16 protein-coding genes are annotated in these 19,915 nt (G+C 57.7%); 7 read left to right on the top strand and 9 right to left on the bottom strand.

Going from position 1 to position 19,915, the window contains the following annotated elements; all coding sequences use genetic code 11:
- Window positions 1–3: 3 nt before the first annotated feature.
- The 4 genes from SIC15_RS01195 to SIC15_RS01180 form a co-directional block, all read right to left on the bottom strand.
- Entirely contained in the window at window positions 4–288 is a 285-nt protein-coding gene (locus SIC15_RS01195; RefSeq protein WP_412536916.1) for a hypothetical protein, read from the bottom strand.
- A gap of 71 nt (window positions 289–359) precedes the next feature.
- Complete coding sequence (locus SIC15_RS01190; RefSeq protein WP_412537579.1) at window positions 360–1,712, bottom strand: DUF1329 domain-containing protein; 1,353 nt, start codon at window positions 1,710–1,712, stop codon at window positions 360–362.
- A 41-nt stretch (window positions 1,713–1,753) separates the two neighbouring features.
- The gene (locus SIC15_RS01185; protein ID WP_291905356.1) at window positions 1,754–3,655 is read right to left on the bottom strand and encodes a DUF1302 domain-containing protein; all 1,902 of its coding nucleotides are present in this window, start codon (window positions 3,653–3,655) and stop codon (window positions 1,754–1,756) included.
- 123 nt (window positions 3,656–3,778) lie between these two features.
- Entirely contained in the window at window positions 3,779–6,745 is a 2,967-nt protein-coding gene (locus SIC15_RS01180; protein WP_412536915.1) for a hypothetical protein, read from the bottom strand.
- Between the two features lie 279 nt (window positions 6,746–7,024).
- On the opposite strand from SIC15_RS01180, the gene SIC15_RS01175 reads away from it, so the two are divergent.
- From SIC15_RS01175 to SIC15_RS01160, 4 genes are all read left to right on the top strand, one after another.
- Entirely contained in the window at window positions 7,025–7,612 is a 588-nt protein-coding gene (locus SIC15_RS01175; protein ID WP_412536914.1) for an RNA polymerase sigma factor, read from the top strand.
- Window positions 7,599–8,279 carry a zf-HC2 domain-containing protein gene (locus tag SIC15_RS01170; protein ID WP_412536913.1) on the top strand — a complete coding sequence of 227 codons (681 nt, stop codon included), beginning with the start codon at window positions 7,599–7,601 and terminating at the stop codon, window positions 8,277–8,279. Before SIC15_RS01175 ends, SIC15_RS01170 begins: the two co-directional genes overlap by 14 nt.
- On the top strand, window positions 8,276–8,773 hold the full coding sequence (locus SIC15_RS01165; protein ID WP_412536912.1) for a hypothetical protein: 498 nt from the start codon (window positions 8,276–8,278) through the stop codon (window positions 8,771–8,773). Before SIC15_RS01170 ends, SIC15_RS01165 begins: the two co-directional genes overlap by 4 nt.
- 182 nt (window positions 8,774–8,955) lie before the next feature.
- A complete protein-coding gene (locus SIC15_RS01160) occupies window positions 8,956–10,266 on the top strand; it encodes a tetratricopeptide repeat protein (RefSeq protein WP_412536911.1) in 1,311 nt (436 codons plus the stop codon).
- An 11-nt stretch (window positions 10,267–10,277) separates the two neighbouring features.
- Here the strand turns inward: SIC15_RS01160 and oadA are convergent, their stop codons facing one another.
- From oadA to SIC15_RS01145, 3 genes are all read right to left on the bottom strand, one after another.
- Entirely contained in the window at window positions 10,278–12,077 is a 1,800-nt protein-coding gene (gene oadA / locus SIC15_RS01155; protein WP_412536910.1) for a sodium-extruding oxaloacetate decarboxylase subunit alpha, read from the bottom strand.
- A gap of 21 nt (window positions 12,078–12,098) precedes the next feature.
- Complete coding sequence (locus SIC15_RS01150; protein WP_412536909.1) at window positions 12,099–13,520, bottom strand: acetyl-CoA carboxylase biotin carboxylase subunit; 1,422 nt, start codon at window positions 13,518–13,520, stop codon at window positions 12,099–12,101.
- An 80-nt stretch (window positions 13,521–13,600) separates the two neighbouring features.
- Window positions 13,601–13,912, bottom strand: a complete 312-nt coding sequence (locus SIC15_RS01145) for a hypothetical protein (protein ID WP_412536908.1) — start codon at window positions 13,910–13,912, stop codon at window positions 13,601–13,603.
- Window positions 13,913–14,156: 244 nt separating this feature from the next.
- Between SIC15_RS01145 and SIC15_RS01140 the strand changes: the two genes are divergently transcribed.
- The 3 genes from SIC15_RS01140 (at window position 14,157) to SIC15_RS01130 (ending at window position 17,079) form a co-directional block, all read left to right on the top strand.
- Window positions 14,157–15,353: an acyl-CoA dehydrogenase family protein gene (locus tag SIC15_RS01140; RefSeq protein ID WP_412536907.1), complete on the top strand. Its 1,197-nt coding sequence runs from the start codon at window positions 14,157–14,159 to the stop codon at window positions 15,351–15,353.
- Window positions 15,354–15,363: 10 nt separating this feature from the next.
- Window positions 15,364–16,506, top strand: coding sequence for an acyl-CoA dehydrogenase family protein (locus SIC15_RS01135; RefSeq protein ID WP_412536906.1), 1,143 nt, complete (start codon window positions 15,364–15,366; stop codon window positions 16,504–16,506).
- Between the two features lie 117 nt (window positions 16,507–16,623).
- Complete coding sequence (locus SIC15_RS01130; RefSeq protein ID WP_412536905.1) at window positions 16,624–17,079, top strand: MaoC family dehydratase; 456 nt, start codon at window positions 16,624–16,626, stop codon at window positions 17,077–17,079.
- 48 nt (window positions 17,080–17,127) lie between these two features.
- On the opposite strand, the gene SIC15_RS01125 is transcribed toward SIC15_RS01130, so the two are convergent.
- Both SIC15_RS01125 and SIC15_RS01120 read right to left on the bottom strand, forming a co-directional pair.
- Entirely contained in the window at window positions 17,128–18,792 is a 1,665-nt protein-coding gene (locus tag SIC15_RS01125; RefSeq protein ID WP_412536904.1) for a long-chain fatty acid--CoA ligase, read from the bottom strand.
- 54 nt (window positions 18,793–18,846) lie between these two features.
- A complete protein-coding gene (locus SIC15_RS01120; protein WP_412536903.1) occupies window positions 18,847–19,905 on the bottom strand; it encodes a phosphotransferase in 1,059 nt (352 codons plus the stop codon).
- Window positions 19,906–19,915: the final 10 nt, after the last annotated feature.

Here is a 19,915-nt window from a genome sequence, read left to right as displayed (position 1 = left end):
CGGTCACTGGGGTACAACCGAGAGCATATCGGCACACATACCACAGTCGGAAGTGGTGCATTGGGTCACGCTGTGCCCGACAAATTCTCGGGCCACTTCTGGTTCGGCATCGTTTAGCTTGCCCGAGCAAATGGCGACGTGGCGGTACAATGCTTCGATGGCTTGAAGACGCGATGGATAGGGACCAAGTTCAGCTATTTCACGGGTTCGGACCAGCCATTGCCCGCTACGGAAGACCAGTCGGCTTTTAACGTCGAATAATGGGCCGGTGCGAAGAACTGCAAACATGATTGCATCTCCCTTTCTTGTATTGCCCCCAGAGCTTTTATGCTCCGGGGGCCACATTTGCTCCCCGACGCTTACCGAACGCCGGCTCTGCGCAGCGCAGCAGGGGTGTATTCCCGAGAGCTTCGCTCAGTTCCATATTCGTAAGGCGTATCCTCCTCGTTTGTCAGTCCCATAACGAGGTACCGCCCCGAAAGCAGGTCATAAAGAGTTTCAAAAGCGTACGCGGGAATGTTGGCATCATAAATCTGCATCGCATGTGCCTCTGCAACTCGCCACAGATTTCCACGGCCGTCGTAGTGATCAGCCACTGCAATCTGCCAGGTATCTTCATCAATATAGAAATCCCGCACTTCATAAACATGGCGCTCGCCATCCTTGAGGGTGGCCCTTACATGCCAAACCCTGTGCAGTTCGTACCTCGCGAGACTCTGGTCAATATGGCCCGGCTGGATGATATCGTCATAACTCAGATCCGCTCCCGCCAGCCGGTATGAGTTGTACGGTATATACATCTCCTTCTTTCCAATCAGCTCCCAGTTATACCGGTCAGGCGCTCCGTTATAGAGGTCGAGATTATCGGATGTACGCTGTCCATCGGCAGCGGTACCCGGGCCGTCATAGGCCACGTTCGGTGCTCGGCGCACCCGACGCTGCCCAGAGTTATACAGCCAGGCGCGACGAGGCTCCTTTACCTGATTGATGGTTTCATGAACTAGCAGGACATTACCGGCGAGGCGAGAAGGCGCCGTGATCGCCTGCTTGAAGTAGAACATCACATTCGGATCTTCAGCGGGGTCGTAGTCGTCCAGAGCGACCCGCTCAGTAAAGTACTCCGTGAACTTTACCGGGCTGAAATCGCCGTTTGGCTGGGGCGTAACCTGAGCCACATTCCGGGTAAACGACCCCCCACGGTACCGTGTAATGTGGTTGAAAATGGCTTCCAGACCATTCTGAGGAATCGGGAACGGCGTTGCCGTCTGGTAGTTCCTCAGCCCATTGCCACTTTCGACCAGTTCGACCTTCGTGGCGTTCTCGACTGTCTGCTTCTGGACAGCATCCGGATAGGTGGCGGTCCGGCGACTTTGATAGACCGGAATGAAGTAACTCTCATACCTGTCGATCATGGCCACCTGGCCGGGGCTCAAATGGTCCGCGTACTGCTCTACGTTGCTTTGATCGATTCGAAACAGCTCCTTGTCGCCGGGAAAAGGGTTTACGTATCGACCATCGTCTTTATAGTCAGCGGGCGCTTTGGTGAGCCCACCGTCCCAGGAAGGTATTTCGTCACCGTTACCAGCTTTTTCAGCACCCATGGGAGTGAGGCTCGCGCCCAGTTTGGCCGCCTCTTCCTGGGAAACAGCAGCCAGAGCCATGCCCGAGCTCAAAAAAGCCCCCGCGAAAGCGCCATATAGCAAATTTCTCATGATGTTCATTGAATACATCTCCTGTTCAGTTTTTGGGTTCGTTAGAAGGAATAAGAAACGGAAGCAGCGACGAAATCCCGGTCATTGGTTTCATTGAAGTCACCACCAAAGTAATTGGTGTAACTGATGTTGGCCTTGTAGGCGTTCTGATAGGTGGCCTCGAGGCCGAGACCAACGGACTTGTTGCCTTCCTTGAAGTTGCCCCCCGGGTCCGGCGCGTAGCCCTTAACGTCGTGGGTCAGGAAGAGCTTTGGTCGAAGATTTACTCCTGCAAAGGCACTGGGGTAATCCCATACGAACAGGGTGCGGTAGCCCCAGGAGAATGATGTCGTGAACCCGTCACCGCGGCAGTTGGTGGGGTTGATGTTCAGCCGCTTGTTCGGGTCGTTGGGATCCGGGCTCTGGCTGCAGAAATCCCCTGTGAAGTTCTCACCATCCAGTGGAACGGGACCCGACCCATAGATACCCGAGCGTCCGTACCGCGCCTCGGATTTGCCCGGCAGGTCATGGACATAGGTTGCACCGATTTCACCAACAATAATGAAACGTGCCGCCCCCATCACTCGATCAATAAAATGGATTGCTGTCGCCTGGGCCTGGGATACGCCATAACGGTCGTATCCTTCAACGGCTGTGCCTGCATAGGTGCCGCCCTTTTCCGCCCGGCGCCGCTCGAGATTGCTAACTATCTGCCCATCCGGCCCACGCTGTTGAAGGCCACCGTAGATCAGCTCGAAGGTGTTCCACTGAATGGGAAGGTTCGGGCGATAGCTATACTCGGCGCCCAGCGATGTGCCAGTCGGCAGGGTCGTATTAATGCTGATACCGTAAAGGTCGATACCTTTCGGGTATTCAATGAAATAACTCGGAAACCGGGCATCGGGCTTACTGGGATCGTACTGCTGGGTCTCATCCGCATCGGACGGGTTATTCACCACGCCGCTGATGTAGGGCAGTCGGCTATGATACCGCGTGTAATAAAAACCGAGTTCGGCATCCAGATCGGTCACAAACCAGCGGGCGGCCACACCAAATTGATCCTTGTCTCCCGGCTCTTTGTCTCCCAATCTCGGTGACACAAAACCCTCAGCCAGGGCTTGAGAGTCGGGCACCTGTCCAGCCAGGAGAACGGGTCCGCAGCCATCAGCCGCCACGTCGGCCGTCGAAAAGAAGGTACCGCAGTCGTCAATCCGGAAGGGCTCCCAGTCCGTTTGTACAAAGGCTTCCAGGTTGATTTCCGGGGTAACCCCCACTGAGGTATAGAGCATTTCGACCGGCAGCAGGACGTCCTTGAGCTCCGCACCGGGCGCCCGGAAGGCGGGCACGTCGATCGGGTTGATTGCGTTGATACCACCCAGAATAAAGGTACTCTCGCCCCAGTTGACGACTTGGCGACCGTAGCGAACCGAAACCGGGGTGTCGCCAAAGTACCAGTCGGTGAACACATAGGCGTCTAACAGGTCGGCCCCGGCTGCATTGTCTTTGGCCTCCGGGTTGAGCTCGCGCTGCTGGCCCACGGGATCAACAGCCCTCGGGTTATTCTTGAGCTCGTAGTCGTAGTAGTAGGTGCCACGTACCAGCGCACCGACACGTGTCAGGGTGTCACTGTCCGGTGCATAGTCCAGAAAGAGTTCGGATCGGCCCCGCAGAATCTGCGAATAGGGCTCGTTTTTCTCGAAGTTCAGGTTGCCGTCATCAAAGTTATTGGACGACGCACCAACATTACTGTAAGCGAATTCCGGACCGAGGTTACCCTGGCTGATCAGGGATTTGTCCTGATCCTCAAGCCGCACCCCGATGCCCGCTGTGAGCGTGGTGCTCAAGGATGCATCGATCTCATAGATGTCGAAATCGAACGCCACTGCGGCACTGGAAAGACACGCCAGGTGCACCGCCACCGCAAGTCGAACTGGTTTTGCGAAAATGGTGTTTTTTGTTGTCATTGCGTTTGCTCCGCATGTTTTTTGGACAAAGCCTCCCCGTATGGCGAGGCTAACGCCATGATTTTTCTGGTTTCAGGGATGTTTCCGGCGACAGTCCGATTTTCTGGGCCGCCGCCGTTGAGATCAGAGGCCGAGCCCCCCTCCCAGAAGGCCACCGGAGTCGTTTCCGCCAGTGTCACCGCCACCACCTGGCTCATCGCCGGCATCAGAGTTGCCGTCAGCAGAGCAGTCGGTGCCAGATGTGTCGGCATCTTCAACCACACAGGGATTCGTCACGCTCACCGAGCCGAGGCTGAACAGCTCCAGCATCTGGGCGGTCATCTCGGAGAAGACCGCGCTGGACGAGAACGCATCCGCTTCTTTTTGTCCCGCCGAGATGGGATTGCCATGGGACCCTTCCAGGTAGCGAGTGATGAGCGGGAGACTGGAGCCCAGAGGTGTTGACTCAGCCGTCATGGTAGCTGCCAGCGGATCTGTGCCGGCCAGTGGCATGTTCTCACCCTCTATGACGAAGCCGGTTTCAGGAATGGTGGTTGTCAGTGGCCCCAGTTCATACCGAACATCATCGGCAGCGTTGGGGATTGTGTCGTCGGTGGGACGGTCTGGGTCAGCCGGAACCCCCGCGATCTCTGTCAGCAAGACAGGCTCACCGGCATAGAACGGTGCAAATGCTGTCGGATCGGCGGAGTCCAGCAACCCCTGAAACACATTGAAGTAGATGTTCAACTCCGTCTTGCCCTGCGCCAGAATGCCATCAGACGCCTCATCCAGGCCTGGCAATACCCGCGGCGCAACAGACTGTGAGTTTTCAACCAGCCTGGTGAAAGCACCACCGGTATTGAAGAAATTGGAGGCCGTAATCCGGTTCAGGTTGGTATTGCCAGCGTCCATGGCAGCATTCGTGATGTGGGGCACGGCAGCACCACCCATACCACTCAATGAATGCGTTATGAAATAAACGCGGCTGGTGTCGATCTGCAGGCCTGCAGGACAACTGGAACACGCATTAACCGCATCCTCGATCGCCTGCAACGAGGCATTGACGTTCAGCAGGTCCAGTGCCCCCTGGCGCATGTTGTCCCGAGTGTTGGCATAGTTGGCAAAATTCAGGAACAGGCTGCCAGACTCCGGAGCTTCCAGTGCTGTAGCATCAACCGGGTTCAGATTGTCATCGGCTGCGAAGCCAAAATGACGCTCTGTGGCACTCTCCGAAGCGCCACTCTGGGCCGAAATAGGTTCGAGCCCGACAATCCCCGTATCAAAAATACCATGGAGAGGCTGATCAATGCCGATAGTCACGAAACAGTCATCCGCCGTTTCGGCCAGGCACGTCAGGCCTGCCGCCGTAGCCATGGGCAGGATGGCAGACCGATCGGTTGTCACTGCATGTTGATAGATGATCACCGGGAAGCCGGAGGGGTATTCCGTAGCCTGCGCCTCTTCAGGGGCGGTAACGACTATAGGGATGGTGATATCGCCTGTCTTTTCAGCAAACGGAAAGCGATAGCTGACTCGATCCGATGATGCCGCATCCAGGGACTCTTGATCCGTGAAATCGGCAGCCTTCCAGTTTTCGCTCGTTAACGGGGTTCCATTGCCGGTCTCAGGCAGCGCTTGGAAATAAGGCAGCGTAATCTCACCCTCATACACCCTGATATCCAGATCCGCCTGTAAACCTCCCAGACCAACACTCTGTCGGAGCGCGGGATTCACATCGCCACCTTCCTTTTGACTGAATATTCTCACCGGCCGGGGTTTCGGGGTGTCCAGCACCGCATCCGCCGCGCCGGCCAGAGCTTGAGCGTCTGCTTCCACATCAATGTTGGTATCCGAGGCCATTGCAGTTGCGACCTGAATCGTATGAGCCAGACGCCGGTCCGCCTCGGAATCGGCTACAACGTCACCGTAGAGAACAACCGTCCCGTTGGAGTTGGCATCCATCAGGATGGTCGCCAACTCCGGGTCATACAGACGAAACGCCGGATCCGTCAGTGTATTGTAGATGGCGGAGTTGATATCAGCTTCTGCGGCACTGACGCCTTCGCCGAGGGGTTGATCGCTCAGGTTGTAGAAGCCTTCGAAAAGCTTGCGGAGTTCCTGCCGGCGCTGCGCCGAGCCCAGCAAGGCACGGTAAAACGTTATCGGTGCCGCATTGGCCAATAAAACATCCTCTACAGCCGTGGTGGTGATTGCTGTTGCATAGGTAATGTCTTCGAACCGGGAGGGAAAATCTGCAGAGGCGGGATACTCACGCTTGAAGTCTAAATAGTCGGCCACAAGCTTTCGTGCGGGCAACATCGCCTGACGGAACGGCTGGAACAGCGGATTCGACAGAGTCCGCTCACCGTCCGCGACGGACTGGTAAGTGGGAGAGCCAACCAGTCGCTCGCCGTTTGCGTCCACGATCTCGTCGGTCAGGGCCACAATATACTGAGTCTTTGGCGCCAGCGGTTTCAGCGGCAAAATCCGCACAAGGTTGTTCTGGCCACCATCAATGTCCAGCAACTCCACGCGTACTCTTTCTTCCAGCAATTCACTGAAAAGGCGGTCAGCCTCCTCTGTATTACCCTGCTCCTGCAGTCGCAGCGCCTGCCGATACTGCGCCGCCGATGCAAGGCCTGGCGCCTCATTTTCAAGTGGTTGCAAAGGATCGCCACCGGCATAGTCGACGGGTATCAAAAAGACATTCTGGTCCGGGTTGGGAACCACACTTCCGTCAATATCAACGAACTGGCGAGCGTCAAGCACCTGTTGACTATCCAGACTACCACTGATCTTGAGGTCGATTGGCGCCAGCACAGAAGCGCCATCGAGGAATCCGATACCCTGCGTTACCGGATTAGCAGGATCGGTCCCGTTGAGCATGGTTCCGTCATCGATATCACTCAGGTAAAAAAGCGCATCACTTGGAATGACGAATTGCGTCTCAAGCGGATCGAATAGGGGGTGGGTACCGCGTTCAATCTGGCCACCCTTTATCTGGTAGTCGGGATCGGCGTTGGTCTGGGTCTGACTGGAACTGTCCAGACAACCAGAGAGCGTGAAGGTGGCTGCCGAGACAGCAGTAACTAAAAGATTGCGGATAAACATACTCTGTCACCTCTGGGTTTCTTGTATTCGGCGAATCCGTCGCCTTTAGCTGCCCACCACGGAGGTCTAATTGCAAAAGTTCCAAAGGTCTTCGAGTTTTTCTTCAAGAACCACCCAGATCCCTACTTATCTGTATGTTTTAAATGGGTTTTCTTTCGTTCTTTTTTTACAATACCGGAATACCTTTACACGACTGGCACTGTTAGACTCTGGTCTGCCTATAAAAACCATGAAGTTTTATGCACATGCCAAGTGCAAGGTGACCAACAGGGGGTCCATTTGGCCTTGCTTCCATTCCGCCAATCAAAGTCAAAACGATTTGAGAGCCTTGTTCGCCCTCACCTCAGGGCACTGCATGGTTTTGCGTATCGCTTGACCGGCAGTCAACATGATGCGGAAGACCTCGTGCAGGATGTAATTACCAAGCTCGTCCCCAAAGTCGATGAGCTGGAGCGGGTTGATGAGCTACGCCCTTGGCTGCACCGGGTAACCTACCGCCAATTTGTCGATAACATCCGTAAACGGCCTGTTGGCCGGGAAACAAGTGCCAGCGCTCTGGATCGAGCCGACCAGCAAACGCCATTTCTCGACACCCTGCCCGGGGCGTCGCCGGACCCGCTCTCTCACACCGAAGATGGTCAGCAGGCAATAGTTCTGCGGCGCTTGATAAGCGACCTCAAACCCGATCAGCGCACACTATTACTGATGCACGATTCCGAGGGATGGCGATTGGAGGAGATTTCCGAAGTTCTCGATATACCGCTAGGTACTGTAAAATCGAGACTTCATCGGGTAAGAGCACTTCTTCGAACAAAACTTCAGGAAGAAATGGAACCTTCTGAAACGGAACAACGTGGCTGCCAATGAGGTGAATGGAATGCAATGCAGCGAATTTAAAAAAGACGTGGACGCGCTGGCGAGAGGCGAGCTTCCAGACATTGCCAAGCAGGCAATGGAGGAACATGCTGCCTCCTGCGAAGACTGCGCTGCAAATCTAGCCACTGCCAAATTCATTGCCAGACAGACAGCCAAGGATCGCGCGCCGGAACCGGATGCGGATTATGAATCCAGAATTCTGGGTCGAGCCCTTGCCGGCTCCTCACCGTCAGCCACGAAGCACTGGAAGACACCTGCCTGGATTGGTGCCGTAGCAGCAGCTCTTGTTGTCGGCGTGTTTCTTGGCGGAAAGTGGAATCAACCGGAACAAGACGTGCTTTCTGCTCAGACGGTTGCGGAGGGCTCCCAGCCTCCTGCCATAACCCAAAAAACCGTGAGACTGGCGTTCACGTCCACTGACGCTGTGGAAAACGTGACTTTGACTCTTGAACTTCCCCCAAATCTCGAGCTGACCCCTTTCCCAGGAAGACATAAAGTAAGCTGGAAAGTGAGTCTGAAACCCGGAGATAACCTGTTGGCCTTACCTGTAAACGTACTGTTCCCCGGCCAAGGCAGTCTGGTAGCTCACCTCGGGGAAGGAGAGAAACGGAAAACCTTTAGAACTGACATTGGCAAATTAACGGAGCCATCGTCATGACAGTACTGAAAAGCCGGGCACCGGGTCTCATCCCTGCCATATTGTTGGTGGGCATCTGTTTTCCGACCTTTGCGGCCGCCGAGACTGATTACGACGTTACCATGAGAATGGTCGTCGACGAAGAAGAGCTAGACTCATCGTTTGTACAGGAAATGCAGATTCCAGAGTCACTCGAAGAACTCGATCGAGCAGCTCAACTCGATGATCTGGACGCCGGAGAGCTCTCGGCGGAGTCACAAGAGCTTATTGAGACCCTTTCCTCGCAGGCCAGAGAAACGCGGAACGCATTGGACACGGAACTGCCGGGCGAAAACCTTTTGGATTCACCGGCTGGCGATCTTCCCGACACGGGCCTACCAGAGCCTGATCGCCCGGACACAGACTTACCGGAGCCCGACCTTCCAAATACGGAACTGCCAGATATCGGGACCCCGGATACCGACGTCGACCTGTTGGACAACCCATCCTCCACGCTAGAAAGTTCGACCGAATAGGCAACATTGGGACGCACGCAAACGTAAAAGCATTTTTTACGGGGAGCGTCGTGCTCTGGTTTGATGATTTCCCTACCTGATCTGGGTTAAGCTTCCAGCACTGCATTTTACGCGGTGTCGGGTTCTGGTCCTGAGTACAGAACCGGATTCTCTGTAAGCTCTCCAGGTTAGGGAAACGCGTTTTGCCGTCTCGTCGACTCTTGCCGATTTTCGTAGCGCTTTTCATGGTCGCATCGGCGCCCTTGCAGGCTGACTCACTCGCTAATGCCCGGGCACAGTTCAAAGCCGGTATTGCCGCCTTTCAAAAGAACGAACTTGAACAGGCGCGCAAGCATTTGGAGGCCGCCGCCACACAGCTGGACTCCCGCGCGTTGACTTACAATCTTGGCGTTCTCTACTACCGCCTCGGTGAGTATGACTCAGCCGAGCGAATGTTCAGCAAGCTGCTGTCGACGAAACAGCGAGCTCTTGCCCTCTACAATCTCGGGCTGATCGCCCTCGCCACGAATCAGGAATCACGGGCCCGCGAGGCCTTCGTGGCAGTCGCCAATGAAAGCACAGAAGACAATCTGACAAAACTGGCGCTCGGACAGTTGGAAAAAATCGGCGCGGCACCACCAGCCCGCTGGCAGGCATTGATGTCACTGTATGCAGGCTTTCAGGAAAACATCGCGCTGTTTCCCGACTCTGCTCCAAGTGCCCTTGATGGAGGTTTTCTGGAATCGGTGAACGCTATTTCGGGGTACCCGATCCGTAAAGGCAACAATGCGCTCCAGGCCAAGCTCCTGCTTTATGGACGCGAGTATCTGGAAGAGACCGACTTCAACAGTCACCTTGCCCGTGCTGAAACCGCATGGAAGCATTCCGGCAACCTGTACACGTTCAAACTGGGCCTTGGCGCGGATCAGCTTTGGCAGGGCAATTCCTCCAGGGAGAGGCGTGCCCGATTGATCAGTGCGCTCAGTACCGGGCAATGTGCTGTTGGTTCGGAGTCCGCCAGCTGCTCCATCACACTCCATGCTGAGCAGGTGTTTGCTGGCAACCGGTTCAAGGCCTACGACGGGCAGCATTACCGGATTGACAGCCGATACAAGGCCCGGCATGAGCGTTGGCGGGGCGAGTTCCGTTATCGAGTTGACTACGATGATCGGGAAAACCTGGATACCGGCGCGGAATACTTCAGCGTTTCACCACTGGGGCAGACTCTCACCGTGGGGCTTGGCTACTCAGTTACACCGAAACTCGAACTCGGCACATCAGCCAGCTATAGATTCAATTACTACCGCACACCCCACCGCCTGGAAGTGCCGGAGGGATTATTCATTGTGCGTCGGGAAGACAACCGACTCACTCTGGGACTGGAGGGCGAGTATCAGGCAACCAACACTGTTTCTGTGCGACTGAAACTCGAGCAGGCGCAGAACAACAGCAACATTGCCCGGTACGATTACGATCGCCGGACGGCCACTCTTGGCGTGTCCGTCCGGCTGTAATCGCACGACTACTATGCGATATCCACCAGCACTTCGCCGGGAACAACCCGGTCTCCCTTCTTGATGGCGACGCTCTGCACGGTGCCAAAGATGGTGGCTTTCACTTCCGTTTCCATCTTCATTGCCTCGATGATCAGCACCGGGTCGCCAGCCTGAACCTCGTCGCCCTCCTTCACCAGCACATCCACGATGTTGCCCGGCATGCTCGTGGTCACGTGACCTTCCTTGGTGGCGGTCGCCCGGCCACCGCTGGAGCGGGCGCCCTCGCCATCTTCTCCCAATGACGCAAGGTGGATTTCCTCAGGTACGCCGTCAACGGTCATATAGAAACGACGCTCATTCTCACCGGAAGGGTTGGCGCCGGTGACGTGGATATCGTAGCTCTCGCCATGAACCGTGATCTTGAATTTGCTGGAGACCGAGCCGCCCGAAGAACCGGTGGGAATCGGCTCCAGGGGCTCCGGCTGCAGCGTGCCGTCACGCCGTTGCTCAAGATACGCCTTGGCCTGGTCCGGGAACATGGCGTAGGTAAGGACATCCTCCTCGCTGGTGGCCAGATCGCCCACCTGTTTGCGCAGCTCGTCCAGCTCCCGGGGAATCAGGTTGGCAGGGCGCTCTTCGATCAGCTCTTCCTTGCCCACGGCGCGCTGCTGGAGCGATTTGTCGACCGGCGCCGGCGCCTGACCATACCAGCCCTGGAGGTATTTCTTCACCTCGTTGGTGATGGACTCGTAACGCTTCCCGGCCAGCACGTTGATCACCGCCTGGGTACCCACGATCTGGGAGGTGGGTGTTACCAGCGGCGGGTAACCGAGATCCTTCCGCACCCATGGAATTTCCTCGAATACGTCCTGAATACGATCCAGCGCGCCCTGCTCCTTCAACTGGTTGGCCAGATTGGACATCATGCCACCCGGCACCTGGGACAGGAGCACCGAGGTATCAACACCGTTATAGGCGCTCTCGAACTGGTGATACTTCTTGCGCACTTCTCGGAAGTGGCGCGTGGCCTTGTCCAGAAGCTCCAGGTTCAGCCCGGTCTCCAGACCCGCATCATGCAGTGCAGCCACCAGGGATTCCGTGGGCGGATGGCTGGTGCCGCCGGCAAAGGCCGACAGGGCGGTATCAATATGGTCGACGCCGGCTTCCATGGCCGCCCACTGGCACATGGGCGCCATGCCCGAAGTAGCGTGGGAGTGCAGGAATACCGGCAAATCCAGGCTCTGCTTCAGTTGTCCGACCAGCTCGGCGGTTACCGCCGGCGTCAGCAGACCTGCCATGTCCTTGATCGCGATGCTGTCCGCGCCCATGTCGGCCATGGCCTTGGCCTGATCCAGATAGGCATCGGTGCTGTGCACCGGGCTGACGGTGTAGCAGATGGTGCCCTGGGCGTGCTTTCCGGCCTTCTTGACGGCCTTGATGCTGGTCTCCAGATTGCGCACATCGTTCAGGGCATCAAAAACGCGGAACACATCCATGCCATTTTCGGCGGCCTTGGCCACGAACGCCTCGACCACGTCGTCACCATAATGGCGGTAGCCCAGCAGGTTCTGGCCGCGCAGCAACATCTGCAGGCGGGTGTTCGGCAGGGCCTTTCTCAGGGTCCGCAGGCGCTCCCAGGGATCTTCCTTCAGAAAACGTACACAGGCGTCGAACGTGGCGCCGCCCCAGCACTCCAGGGACCAGTAGCCGGCCTGGTCCAGCCACTCACAGGCCGGGAGCATGTCTTCGGTACGCATGCGGGTGGCGATCAGAGACTGGTGCGCGTCCCTGAGAATAACGTCGGTAATGTGAATCTTGCACTTGGTCATTGAGATCTCTCCGATGTTCTTTTACAGGCCCGCCTGCGCCGCGATGGCTGCGGCAATGGCTGTGGCGATGGATTCCGGACGGGTCTTGGTGCTGTACTCAAGCAACTGGGGGTTGCGTTCAACAAAGCCGGTATTGAAGTCGGCGGCCTGGAAATCCGGGTGATCGAGAATCTGCTTGTAGTAGGGGATGGTGGTCTGGACGCCATAGATGCCCATATCCCCGAGGGCACGCCGGGAGCGGGCAATCAGCTCGTCCCAATCCATGGCCCAGACAATCAGCTTGGCGCACATGGAATCGTAATAAGGGGGAATCTCGTAACCGGTGTACATATTGGCATCGGTACGCACGCCCGGGCCGCCGGCTGAATAGTAGCGGCTGATGCGGCCAAAACTCGGCAGAAAGCCGTTCTTAGGATCCTCGGCGTTGATACGGAACTGGGCAGCAAAACCCCGGTAGGAGATGTCTTCCTGCCCGAGGCCCAGCGGTTCCCCGGCCGCGATCCGGATCTGGGCCTTGATGATATCCACCCCGGTAATTTCCTCGGTGATGGTGTGTTCCACCTGCACCCGGGTGTTCATCTCCATGAAGTAGAAACTGCCGTCATGGTCCAGCAGGAACTCAACGGTGCCGGCATTCACATACCCGCACTGCTTCGCTACCCGCTTGGCCAGATCACCGATGTATTCGCGCTGGCTTTCCTCCAGTTGCGGCGACGGCGCCAGCTCAATCAGTTTCTGGTTGCGGCGCTGAATGGAGCAATCCCGCTCGTACAGGTGGACAACGTTGCCGTGGGTATCGGCCAGAATCTGTACCTCGATGTGACGGGGCTCGATGATGCATTTCTCGAGAAACACCTCGGCACTACCAAACGCTTTGGTGGCCTCGGAGATTACTCGCTCGTAGTTCTGCCGAAGCTCCTTTTCGTTGTCGCAGCGGCGGATACCCCGGCCGCCGCCACCGGAGGTAGCCTTCAGCATCACCGGGTAGCCGATATCGGCGGCCTGGGCCACGGCATCCTCAACATCAGCAAGGTTGCCTTCCGACCCTGGAGTCACCGGCACGCCCGCAGCAACGGCGGTCTGGCGCGCCTGAGTCTTGTCACCCATGGATGAAATCGCGTTCGCAGAAGGCCCCACAAAGGTGATGCCCCGCTGCTCGCAGATAGCTGCAAGCTCGGCATTCTCGGACAGAAATCCGTAACCGGGATGCAGGGCATCGCAGCCGGTTTCCACTGCCATATTCACAATATGGTGGGGGTTCAGGTAACCCGACAGAGGGTCCTTGCTGATCTGATAGGCTTCGTCGGCTTTCTTGACGTGCAGGGAGTACTCGTCGGCCTCCGAATGAATGGCAACTGAGCGTATACCCAGTTCACTGCAGGCCCGGGCAATCCTGACCGCAATCTCTCCGCGATTGGCGATCAGCAGCTTCCGTATAGCCATGGAAAATCCTCCAGGTGATGGAAGTCGTTTAAGTCGAAAGGTTGTTGCTAAGGGCAGGAATGCCCTCTGGACTTGGGGGCTCAGGTAGCAGGTGGCGCCTGCGGCAAGACCGGAAAACTGGCGCAATGGACCAGTCCCGAGAAGCCTTTGATACCTGAAAGAATGCCGTTCTGGTGAAGACTGAAACCCTGTGAGCGGTTGCCATCGCAGAGCCCGCCCTCCAGACCTCCGTCGCTTGTGACATCCGACAATAGCGGGGAGAAACCCGACTCACAGAACAGGGGAGCAGGGTTGGCGTCAGAGGCATAGGCAGGCAGTGAAATCAGGCCCAATGCCAGAATCATCAAGAGGCTTGGAACTCGCATCCGGCATTTTTGTTGGGCGTCCTGCATGGGCGTCCTTTGGTGTGACTAAAGTCGTAGAGAGTGTCACGTGATTACCGCATCGGTTCAATACGGTTTTCTGGGCCGAAAGATTCGATTTTTTCGAACAATCATCCGTTATGGCCGGCTTTTATATTCCGCATAGCGGTACAGGCTTTTGCATTCCTATTGACATGTACCGCTGTCATCTCCGAATATGTAGATATTCTGCCACGCGGTATATGTTTTCGCTTTGAAGCAAGAGAGACTATTCATGAACTTGAATTACACTACCGAGGAGCTCGCCTTCCGTGATGAGGTCCGCGCGTTCCTGGATGAAAAGCTGCCGGGGGATATCTCCGCCAAGGTAAAAGGGTTCCGCCGGCTGTCCAAGGAGGACCACCAGCGCTGGCAGAAAATACTCAGCGAGCAGGGCTGGTACGCCACTCACTGGCCGGAAGAATACGGCGGTGTAAATTGGAGCCCGGTTCAGAAGCACATCTGGGATGAGGAATCCTCTCGTTATGGGGCGCCCCGTTCCGTGCCTTTCGGCGTCAACATGGTGGCGCCGGTGATTATCAAGTTTGGAACCGAAGAGCAGAAGCAGAGGTACCTGCCAAGAATCCTCAGCGGCGAAGACTGGTGGTGTCAGGGCTACTCCGAGCCGGGCGCCGGTTCGGACCTGGCCTCACTCAAGACCCGGGCCGTGCGCGAGGGCGACCACTACATTGTGAATGGCCAGAAAACCTGGACCACCCTGGGCCAGCACGCCAACATGATTTTCTGCCTCGTTCGCACAAACACCGAAGTGAAGGCCCAGGAGGGCATCTCCTTCCTGCTGATCGACATGAACACCCCGGGCATTACCGTGCGCCCGATCATCACTCTGGACGGCGAGCACGAAGTCAACGAAGTGTTCTTCGAGGACGTGAAGGTTCCTGTAGAAAACCTGGTGGGCGAGGAAGACAAGGGCTGGACCTACGCCAAGTACCTGCTCACCTACGAGCGAACCGGCCTGGCCGGCATCGGCATTTCCAAGGCTGCGCTGCAGCACTTGAAGGAGCTGGCAACCCGCCGGATCAAAAATGGTCGCCCGCTGATTGAGGATCCTTCATTCAGCCAGCGTATCGCCCAGGTTGAGATTGACCTGATGGCCGCGGCAATCAGTAACCTGCGGATCATCGCGTCCGTGGAGGGCGGCGGCATGCCGGGAGCGGAAAGCTCCATGCTGAAAGTCCGCGGCACCGAGATTCGCCAGACCATCAACGATCTGGCTCGCCGGGCCATTGGCCCCTACGCCATTCCCTTCGTGGAAGAGGAACTGGACCTGGATTACGAGGGCGACTTCCTGTCGGACGAAAACGCCGCGCCGGTTACTCCCCAGTACTTTAACAACCGCAAGCTGTCGATTTTCGGCGGGTCCAACGAGATCCAGAAGAACATCGTGTCGAAAATGATTCTCGGGCTTTAAGGAGGCGACCATGGATTTCCGACTGAATGAAGAGCAGCAGATGCTGCAGGACACCGTGGCCCGCCTGGTACGCGGTGAATACAGTTTTGAAAAGCGCCTGGAGTTCAGCGAATCGGAGCTGGGCTTCAGCGCCGATTTCTGGAAACAGCTGGGTGAACTGGGGCTGACGGCCGTGCCCTTCCCGGAAGAGCTGGGGGGCTTTGGCGGAACCGGTGTTGAAGTACAGAGCGTGATGACCGAGTTGGGCCGCGGCCTTTGCGTTGAGCCCTATCTGCAATCGGTGGTTCTGGGCGGCGGGCTGATCAGCCAGGCCGGCAACAGCGAACAACAGGAACGGTGGCTTGGCGGCATTGCCAGCGGTGAGCTTCGCGCTGCTGTTGGACTTCAGGAGCCCCAGAGCTTTTACAACCTGAACGATGTGGAAACCCGCGCCGAGAAGTCCAGTGACGGTTACCTGCTGAATGGTCGCAAGGCGGTCGTGATCGGCGGGCATTGCGCCGACGTGCTGGTGGTATCTGCCCGAACTTCCGGTGACAGCCGCGATGCCGATGGCATCAGCCTGTTCCTGATTCCGGCTGACGCCGAAGGCCTCGAACGCCGGACTTATCCGACGATTGACGGTTCCAAAGGCTGTGACCTGTTCCTGAACAACGTTCAGCTGGGTCCCGAAGCCCTGCTCGGCGAGCAAGGCAAGGCTGCCGAAGTGATTGAATACCAGACCGGACGCGCCATTTCGGCCCTGTGCGGCGAAGCCGTGGGCGCCATGGAAGTGGCCTGTGACCTGACCCTGGAGTATCTCAAGCAGCGCAAGCAGTTCGGCGTGCCCATCGGCAGGTTCCAGGTGCTTCAGCACCGGATGGTGGACATGATGTCCGAGCTGGAACAGGCCCGCTCCATGGCCATCCTGGCGGCTAGCGTGGCCGACGAGCCCCAGAGCGACGAGCGCCGTCGAATCCTGGCCGCCGCCAAGAACGTGATCGGCCGTAGCGGCCAGTTCATCTCCGAGCAGGGCGTCCAGTCCCACGGCGGTATCGGCATGACCTGGGAGTACAACTTCGCCCACTACGCCAAGCGCCTGGTGATGATCAATCATCAGCTCGGCGATGACGACTTCCATCTGGAGGCTTACGCCACCCTTTTACAGGCAAGCTAGAATCCCCTAATCAGTGAGCCTGGGGCCTTGTCATTTTGAGGCCTTTTCGAGGGGTGGTCGCCAGACCACCCCTTTTTTAATCCGGAGGCGGACAACGGTGATCACCAGGGAGCGCTCATGAAAGAGATACATCTTACGGAACTGGCAGGTCTGGCGGGGCAACTGGAGAGCCACAGCCCCTGGCTCACCATCACCCAGGAGATGGTTAATGCCTTTGCCGATGTGACCGGTGATCATCAATGGATTCACGTTGATGTGGATCGGGCCAGGCGCGAATCACCCTGGAAAAGCCCCATCGCCCATGGCTACCTCACGGTCTCGCTCATCTCGAAACTGAACCCCCAGGCAATACGAGTGATCGGGCCGTCCGCCACCATCAATTACGGATTGAACCGGCTGCGCTTCCCATCGGCGGTGAAAGTCGGCTCGGACATTCGTACCCGCGTGGAACTACTCTCTGTTGATCAGGTGGATGATCAGCGACAGCTAGCCACCTACAAGACCACTATTGAGATCAGGGGTGAAGACAGGCCTGCCTGTGTGGCAGAGACTCTGATGATGTATGTAGCCTGACGGGCCCGGATCGGCGGGAGCCCGAACGAGGCTCGACTCTCCGCCTGTTCAGGCATTCTGCTTCCATTCCTCCTCCTGCAGGGCCCGCCACATCAGCTTGCCAGTAGGGGATTTCGGCAGTGCCTCCACAAACTCCACAATGGTCGGTATCTTGTAAGCCGCCATCTGCTCACGGCACCAGCCGGTGATGTCTTCTGCCGAGGTTTTACCCTCCGCCTCGGGTGTCAGGACAATGCAGGCCTTGACCGTTTCACCCCGTTTCGGATCTGGTGCAGAGATGATGCAGACTTCGTGGATGGCCGGGTGCCGGTACATCAGACCCTCCACCTCGGAGGGCCAGACCTTGAAACCGGACGCGTTGATCATGCGCTTGACCCGATCCACCATGAAGAAATAGCCGTCCTCGTCGTAGTAGCCGAGATCCCCGGTACGGAAGAAACGCTTGCCGTCGATCTCCACGAACGCGGCTTCGGTTTCCGCCGGCCGGTTCCAGTACCCGATGGTGACCTGCGGGCCAGACGATACAATTTCACCGGTTTCACCGGGGCCCTTTTCCTCCAGGGTATCCACATCGATGATCCGGCTGTCCACATCGAAAACAGGGATACCCAGGCACTGGGCCTTGGGTTGCTTGACCGGGTTAATGTGCGTGGCCGCCATGGTCTCGGACAGGCCGTAGCCCTCGATATAGTCCAGCCCCGTCATGGTTTTCAGTTTTTCCGCCACCGCCGCCGGCATGGCCGCCCCTCCCCCGCCGATGGTATTCAGGCTGCTGAGGTCGTACTGGCCAATGTCCGGATTCGACAGGAAGTCCACCGCCATGGTCACGATGTTGGTCCAGCCGGTCACCCGGTAACGCTCGATCAGACGGGCAGCCGTAGTGCGGTCCCAGCGTGTCATGATCACCGACGTCGAACCGCTGTAGATGGGACTGTTCATGGAGCCAGTCATGCCGGTTACATGGAAGAACGGCAGTGTGGACAGTTGCACCGTATCCGGTGTGCTCAGGTTCCAGAAGGCACGGTGCATCGCCGTTGCCATGACCGAGCGATGGGTGTGCATGCAACCCTTGGGCGCACCGGTCGTACCCGAGCTGTAGGGGATGACGGCCAGATCGGCAGGTCCAGCCGTGTGGGCTGACGGCTCGTACCCGGCCGCCAGGGCAGCCTCCCAGGTCACCACACCCCGTACACCCCGGGACCAGACCGGGGCCGCAACTTCTGCTGGCAGATCGAGATCGGTATCCGGTTTGATGTAGCTGCTGTAGGAGGCCACCACAACCTGCTTCAGATCCGTTTCCGGCAACAGAGGAATGATGAAGTCCGCCAGCTCCTGGCCGGCCAGGCAGATTGAGGCTCCCGTGTCGGCAATAAAATGCTCGAGCTCGGCGGCCCGGTTCATCGGATTGACCGGAATCACCACGGCGTCCGCCCTCAGGATGGCGTAGTAGGCGATCACGTACTGCGGCGAGTTCTGCATGTAGAGCAGCACCCGATCCCCCTTCCCGACGCCCTGTGACTGCAGGTAGCCCGCCATGGTTTCCACTTCCGACAGAAGACGTCGGTAGGTAAGGGGCGCATCGTAGAAGATGATCGCGTTATGGTCCGGGTAGCGGAGCGCAGATATTTCCAGGTTCCTGAAAACACTGGTTTCCGGCAGGGTCATGGTCTTGGGCAGTTCTCGGGGCCAGACCTTGAAATGGCGTGTGAACATGCGTGTTGCTCTCCAGGGTTCAGTCAGTCGGCCACAGGTGCAGCCAGCTATTATTCATTGGTGCTCGCTGGCAATCTGCCAGCCGATGTCCGCCAACAGGCTGGCCCGCCTGCCGACATTCAGCGCGTTGGCGTTGGCGGCGTTACCGTCCAGCGCCCGCTTGTAGACCCCCTGCAGGATCGCAGCCAGCCGAAACAGGGAAAACGCCAGGAACACGTGCCAGTCATCAATACCGTCGCGCCCGGTCTGCGCGCAGTAGCGGGCGATGGTCTCCTGTTCGTCCGGAATACCCAGCGCCTCGAGATCCTCTCCCAGCAAACCGCGCATGCCTTCCATATCGGAGGGCAGATAATACGGCAGGCAGAAGTAGGCCAGATCCGCCAGTGGATGGCCCAGCGTCGACAGCTCCCAATCGAGGATCCCGATCACCTCGGGCTTGTCAGGCGCCAGCATGAGGTTGCCGAACCGGTAGTCGCCGTGGGCGATGGCGGTTTCGTCCGCGGCAGGAATATTCTCCGGCAACCAGGCCATGAGCTTGTCCATGGTGGGCAGCTCGTTCGTCTTCGAAGCCAGATACTGCTTGCTCCACCGGGCTACCTGTCGTGCCACGTAACCTTCCGGACGGCCGTAATCTCCGAGGCCGATCGCGTTCACGTCCACCGAGTGCAGGGCCGCCAGCGTATCGACGGCCGAGCGGTGGGCCAGCAGGCGGTCCTCCCGGACCAGGTCAGGCAATGCCGAATGACTGATGATCCGGCCGTGCAGAAAGTCCATGACATAGAACGGTGTCCCGACAACGGCGCTGTCTTCGCACAGCACCCTCACCCTGGGAACCGGTACCCCGGTGTGGTCTGCCAAGGCCTTCATAACCCGGTATTCGCGCTCCACCATATGGGCCGAGGGAAGGTTTTTTCCGGGCGGCTTCTTGCGCAGGACGTATTGCCCGCCATCGGTATCCAGCAGGAACGTCGGGTTGGACTGCCCACCCTGGAACTGCCGAACGTCCAGGCGTTCACCCACCTCCGGCAGCTCTGTCTGAAGCCAGGCCAGCAGTCGCTCCTCGTCAAACCTGTGTGCCGGCAGAACGTCCACCAGCTCTGGTGCTGTTGTCATAGCGTCTCAA

The sequence above is a fragment of the Marinobacter sp. MIT932201 genome, assembly GCF_047123295.1.
Taxonomy (GTDB): Bacteria; Pseudomonadota; Gammaproteobacteria; order Pseudomonadales; family Oleiphilaceae; genus Marinobacter; species Marinobacter salsuginis.
Note: the sequence above shows the minus strand (reverse complement) of the source record. Positions and strands in the feature narration are given on the sequence as shown.

What these genes read in the sequence shown, in the direction of transcription:
- SIC15_RS01195 (WP_412536916.1), bottom strand. Translation starts at nt 288, where the DNA reads ATGTTTGCAGTTCTTCGCACCGGCCCATTATTCGACGTTAAAAGCCGA.
- SIC15_RS01125 (WP_412536904.1), bottom strand. Translation starts at nt 18,792, where the DNA reads ATGTTCACACGCCATTTCAAGGTCTGGCCCCGAGAACTGCCCAAGACC.
- oadA (WP_412536910.1), bottom strand. Translation starts at nt 12,077, where the DNA reads ATGACCAAGTGCAAGATTCACATTACCGACGTTATTCTCAGGGACGCG.
- SIC15_RS01150 (WP_412536909.1), bottom strand. Translation starts at nt 13,520, where the DNA reads ATGGCTATACGGAAGCTGCTGATCGCCAATCGCGGAGAGATTGCGGTC.
- SIC15_RS01145 (WP_412536908.1), bottom strand. Translation starts at nt 13,912, where the DNA reads ATGCAGGACGCCCAACAAAAATGCCGGATGCGAGTTCCAAGCCTCTTG.
- SIC15_RS01130 (WP_412536905.1), top strand. Translation starts at nt 16,624, where the DNA reads ATGAAAGAGATACATCTTACGGAACTGGCAGGTCTGGCGGGGCAACTG.
- SIC15_RS01120 (WP_412536903.1), bottom strand. Translation starts at nt 19,905, where the DNA reads ATGACAACAGCACCAGAGCTGGTGGACGTTCTGCCGGCACACAGGTTT.
- SIC15_RS01185 (WP_291905356.1), bottom strand. Translation starts at nt 3,655, where the DNA reads ATGACAACAAAAAACACCATTTTCGCAAAACCAGTTCGACTTGCGGTG.
- SIC15_RS01180 (WP_412536915.1), bottom strand. Translation starts at nt 6,745, where the DNA reads ATGTTTATCCGCAATCTTTTAGTTACTGCTGTCTCGGCAGCCACCTTC.
- SIC15_RS01190 (WP_412537579.1), bottom strand. Translation starts at nt 1,712, where the DNA reads ATGAGAAATTTGCTATATGGCGCTTTCGCGGGGGCTTTTTTGAGCTCG.
- SIC15_RS01140 (WP_412536907.1), top strand. Translation starts at nt 14,157, where the DNA reads ATGAACTTGAATTACACTACCGAGGAGCTCGCCTTCCGTGATGAGGTC.
- SIC15_RS01165 (WP_412536912.1), top strand. Translation starts at nt 8,276, where the DNA reads ATGACAGTACTGAAAAGCCGGGCACCGGGTCTCATCCCTGCCATATTG.
- SIC15_RS01135 (WP_412536906.1), top strand. Translation starts at nt 15,364, where the DNA reads ATGGATTTCCGACTGAATGAAGAGCAGCAGATGCTGCAGGACACCGTG.